Source organism: Acidiplasma cupricumulans (assembly GCF_001402935.1).
Taxonomy (GTDB): domain Archaea; phylum Thermoplasmatota; class Thermoplasmata; order Thermoplasmatales; family Thermoplasmataceae; genus Acidiplasma; species Acidiplasma aeolicum.
Genome location: NZ_LKBH01000258.1, coordinates 1 through 4,921, shown reverse-complemented (window position 1 = coordinate 4,921; position 4,921 = coordinate 1). Strand labels below are relative to the sequence as shown.

Below are 4,921 nucleotides of genomic sequence, written 5' to 3'. Positions count from 1 at the left end.
TTAATTTAATCAAAATATTTTATTATCTATGCATTAATATAAACATTAATAAAAGAAAAGTAACCTCAACATTTTTATGTTTATATAAACGTTTTTATATTGAATAGTAATAAAAACTTATGCAGATATATATAAATGGTGAGTGGAGGGATTCATCAAGCAAGGATGTTTTAAATAAATATAATCCTGCAAATGGCCAGGTTATAGATACATTTCCAGCAGCAACAAAGACAGATGTTGATGATGCAGTTGATGCGGCAGAGGATTCGTTTGAGGGGTGGTATAATCTTGGGACCTCTGAGCGTGCAAAGATATTGTTTAAGGCAGCACATCTCATAGCCCAGAACAGGGAAGAGCTTGAGAATTTATTAATGCTTGAGGTCGGGAAGATAAAGAGAGAGGCTTCAGATGAGGTAGACGGCGTACTTGATCAGATAAACTATTATGCAGAATTTGAAAGAAAACTTACAGGCCAAATAGTTGAGGGTACAAATTCAAAAAGAAAGATATTCCAGTATAAGGTTCCCTACGGTGTTGTGGTTGCAATTACACCTTGGAATTTCCCTGCAGCAATGGTTGCAAGAAAACTCGCACCCGCACTTTTAACAGGAAATACAATAGTATTAAAGCCCAGTTCTGACACACCGTTAACAGCTGCATGGATTGTAAAAAAATTTATTGAGGCAGGTGTCCCAAAGGGTGTTTTAAATCTTATTACAGGAAAGGGGTCAGAAATTGGTGATTACATAGTTCAGCATAAAAAGGTTTCACTTGTAACAATGACCGGGTCAACATCCACAGGCCAGAAAATAATGCAGAATGCATCAAATAACATGGCCAAGCTTATACTGGAGCTTGGTGGTAAGGCACCTTTCATAGTCTGGAAGGATGCAGATATAAGGAGGACACTCAAATGCATTACATGGGCAAAATATCTTAATGTGGGACAATCATGCATTGCAGCTGAAAGGCTTTACATTCACGAGGATATATATGATGAGTTCATGAAAAAATTCCTGGAGGTCACAAAAAGAATTAAAATAGGCAATCCAGAAACAGCTGACCTCGGACCATTAATAAATAAGTCCGCACTTAAAAATATTCAAAGCGTTGTTGAGAATGCCAAGGAAAGCGGGTACAAAATACTTACAGGCGGAAATGTACCAAATCTTGAGGAACCATATAGGAATGGCTACTTCTTTGAACCCACGGTTATTGAGGATGTTAACCAGGACTCTCCAATATTCCAGGAGGAAATTTTTGGACCTGTTATAGGAACCGAAAAAATCTCAACAACAGATGAACTTTATAGAAAGGCAAATGATTCAAAATACGGACTGGCTTCTTATTTATTCACAGAAGACCCAGAATTAATGCTTGAGGCCTCAGAAAAAATAAGATTTGGAGAACTTTATATTAATATGCCAGGCCCTGAGGCGTCACAGGGATACCATACAGGTTTCAGGATGACAGGACAGGCAGGTGAGGGGAGCATTTTTGGTATTAATGAATACCTTAAAGTAAAAAATGTATATATTGACTATTCCAGAGGAGACCTCAAAATAAATACTGTAAGGGATTCCCTCTTTGATAATTTATAAATTTTTTATATATTTATATATATGTAATTATACCGGTATCTGAATCAACATTTATTTCCATGTCAGGTATAATATTGCTGCTGAATTCTGTATTATAAACAAGTGTGATGTTATTATTAATGAAATAATCCTTTATTCTTTCGCTCACACATGACCTGAATATAACAGCATCAAATTTTGTATATTCTGCATTCTTATCATATGAATCTGCTATAAGAATATTCCCTGAACCATTGCCAGTGTTAATTTTCCCCTTTATACTTTTTCCAACAGCATAGCCCCTGCCCAGAAATGCGCCTATATTTAGCACCTTAATATCATTTGTTCCACCAAATATAAGCGATGGTGATCCAGATATAACAATGGTTTTTTGCCCTGCCCTGAGAATATTCTTGGAGGATAGTTCGTTAATAATATCATAAATATTATTTGAGTTCACGTAATTCTTGGGAACCACCACAGGTATAACCCCACGAAGCAGATTTAATGCCTTTGCCAGATTTTCGGAAGTTACCACAGCGTATATATCCTGTTCTGGCCTTATTGATGAAATTATTCTTGCAGTATGACCTGATTTTGTCAGTGCTATAATTGAGTTTATATCCACGCCCTCAACTATACGCCTTAACCCGAGAGATATTGAGAAGGCAAGGCGGTCCGTAAATATCGTTTCTGGTTCTGAAAAACTTAACTTATGGGACTCAACAAATTCTGATATGTCGCTCAGGTATGAAACTGCCTCCACAGGATATTTCCCTATTGCAGTTTCCTCTGAAAGCATTAAGGCATCTGTATCATCCAGAATTGCATTTGTAACATCTGAAACCTCTGCCCTTGTTGGCGAATCGGCATTTACCATTGATTCAAGCATCTGTGTGGCAACTATTGTTGGCACAGCCTTTCTGTGTGATTCCATAATAATTTTCTTCTGGGCCATGGCAACCTCCTTTAAAGGAAGTTCCACGCCAAGGTCTCCCCTGGCAACCATTATAAAATCAGAGGCATTAACAATGGATTCTATATTGTCATATCCCTTTTTTGTTTCTATCTTGCTTACAATGCTGGCTGAACTGCCGGACTCATATATATAATCCTGAAGATCGTATACATTTTCCTTCTGCTGGACAAATGAAAGTGCATAAAATGTTGCCCCGGACTTTATTCCCTCCCCAATAAAAATTTTATCTCTTTCTGTTATTGTCCCAAGATCTATATATCTGCCAGGGATATTAACCCTTGATGTATCGTGAATAATTCCTGAATCTAATGCCGTGGTGGTAATATCATTATCTTTTACAGAGAGTACCTTAAAATGAATTTTTCCATCATTTATTGCAATTACAGTTTCCTCATCTATATATTTTGTAATATCATGGTTTAATGTTATATCCGCATTTGTATTTGCAGATGATATAACATAATTTTTACCTGCCTCTATATTTATATAACCGCTCTTGAATAAACCTGTTCTAAGTTCCGGGCCCTTAAGGTCAACCATAATGCCTATTTTGGTATTTAGGTCGGAATTTATTTTATTTAAAAGCTTGCTGACACTTAATATATAGCCAGGTTCAATGTGCGCTGTGTTTATCCTTATAACTGATAAACCTTTTCTGGCCATATTTTTTAATATATTTTCATTAAAACTCGCAGGACCTATTGTGGCCACAATTTTAGTCTTTGGCATAACAATTTATTGTAACATCCATATTAATATTTATCCAATAGCCAGTATATAAGATAAATAGGTTATATAATAAATTATTAATTTTACAGGCCGGCAAGTTTTAATTTTTCTTTTAGTTTCTTTGCAGCCATTTTTGGATTTGAACTGTTCATTATGTATGAAACAACAACCACGCCACTGACAGGATACCTTAAAATCTCATCTATATTTTTGTCATTTATACCACCAACGGCAAAAACAGGCACATGAATGCCGTCCATATTTTTTAATAAATCAAGACAGCATATTTCGGCGTTCTTATTTGATTCACTTTTAAAGCATAAACCTGTGCTTATATAATCAACATAATCCTGATATTTGAGGGCCATTTCCCTTGAGCAGTGTACAGATATGCCAAAAATTTTATTTTTATATTTAGACCTGTATTCTCTAATTTTTTCTATTTCAGTATTGGATGCAAAATGTATGCCATCGGCATTTATGTTATCCATTAAACTTATATCATTAAATACTGTGAGTTTTTTGCCATAATCATCACAAAGTTTTCTGATTTTTTTACCATAATCAATGTTTTTTCCTGATGTGTCCATGTATTCAACTATATCAACCCCACCATTAAGTGAATCCTCTATAATGTTTAGCAGGTTAGGCTTATTATAATTATATGTCACAAGATAAAGGCCGGAAATAGATTTCATAAGTTTAATTATAAAATTAATATAATTATAGTTTTCGCAGAAGAATTATGAATTAGAGCTTTTTTTCAATAAAATAATTCTATCCCTAATAGCTTCTATAATAAACTCTGACCTGTTTCTATAACCAAGTTCAGGATGATCTTTTATCAGTTTTTCTATTTCTTTCAATAACTCATCTGGCACCTTAATTGTTGTGTAGGATGTGAGCTACCTCATGCCAAGGCAATGAGGCTTCCTGATTCATTGACCACACTTATCCTTACATGCGGGCTTATATTAATCCCTTCAGGGACAGAGGTGAAGGTCTCCACAGGCGTAAATTCCCTATGCTCCACAGGTACATTTATATTTAAATTAAGTTCATTAAAATATCTTTTTAATTTATTATATTTATTTCTTAATAGTTCATTTATTTTTATAATTCCATAATATAGATCATTTAATGTTGAATTATAATCCCTATTAATTATAAATCCACAATTAGGGCATTTATATATTCTATCATTTAAATTTATATTGTATTTATTATGGCATTTGGAGCATTCCTTGGTTGTTGGCAGGAACCTATCCAGTAATATAAATGTTGAGGCCTTATGTTTAAGTGCCTCCTTAATTCCACCCATATTGGTGGATTCTGTTCTCTTGCCAAAGAGATGCTTCCATGAATTAATATTATCATCCTGTGTTATTACTATATCATAGTTTGATGATAGATAATGGACTATTTTATTTACTGTATCCTTTCTTTTATTAGCGTTTTTTGTCTGCTCTATATTTAATTTATTTTTTAGTTTATAATAGTTATTGGAGTTTTTTATTTTTTTAGATAATCTTCTCTGAATTCTTTTTTCTCTTTTGGATTTTGGTATGCCATAATTTATTATTAAACCATTGGACAATGTTAATTGATTTTTAATTCCCAAATCAACTGATAC

At 34.0% G+C, this 4,921-nt stretch carries 5 protein-coding genes; 1 reads left to right on the top strand and 4 read right to left on the bottom strand.

The genetic code is table 11. The features are described from left to right. Positions 1-119: 119 nt before the first annotated feature. Positions 120-1,601 (top strand): D-glyceraldehyde dehydrogenase, encoded by a 1,482-nt coding sequence (locus AOG55_RS06775; protein ID WP_048100775.1) that lies wholly within the window; start codon positions 120-122, stop codon positions 1,599-1,601. A gap of 13 nt (positions 1,602-1,614) precedes the next feature. Here the strand turns inward: AOG55_RS06775 and pyk are convergent, their stop codons facing one another. The 4 genes from pyk to AOG55_RS06760 all read right to left on the bottom strand — a co-directional run. Further along, positions 1,615-3,288, bottom strand: coding sequence for a pyruvate kinase (gene pyk, locus AOG55_RS06770; protein WP_055041068.1), 1,674 nt, complete (start codon positions 3,286-3,288; stop codon positions 1,615-1,617). Between the two features lie 83 nt (positions 3,289-3,371). Continuing rightward, a complete protein-coding gene (locus AOG55_RS06765) occupies positions 3,372-3,986 on the bottom strand; it encodes a thiamine phosphate synthase (RefSeq protein WP_048100773.1) in 615 nt (204 codons plus the stop codon). Between the two features lie 45 nt (positions 3,987-4,031). Next, on the bottom strand, positions 4,032-4,169 hold the full coding sequence (locus AOG55_RS09190; protein WP_084802321.1) for a CopG family ribbon-helix-helix protein: 138 nt from the start codon (positions 4,167-4,169) through the stop codon (positions 4,032-4,034). A 29-nt stretch (positions 4,170-4,198) separates the two neighbouring features. Continuing rightward, the coding region (locus AOG55_RS06760) for an RNA-guided endonuclease InsQ/TnpB family protein (RefSeq protein WP_156318794.1) at positions 4,199-4,921 on the bottom strand (723 nt) is incomplete at its 5' end.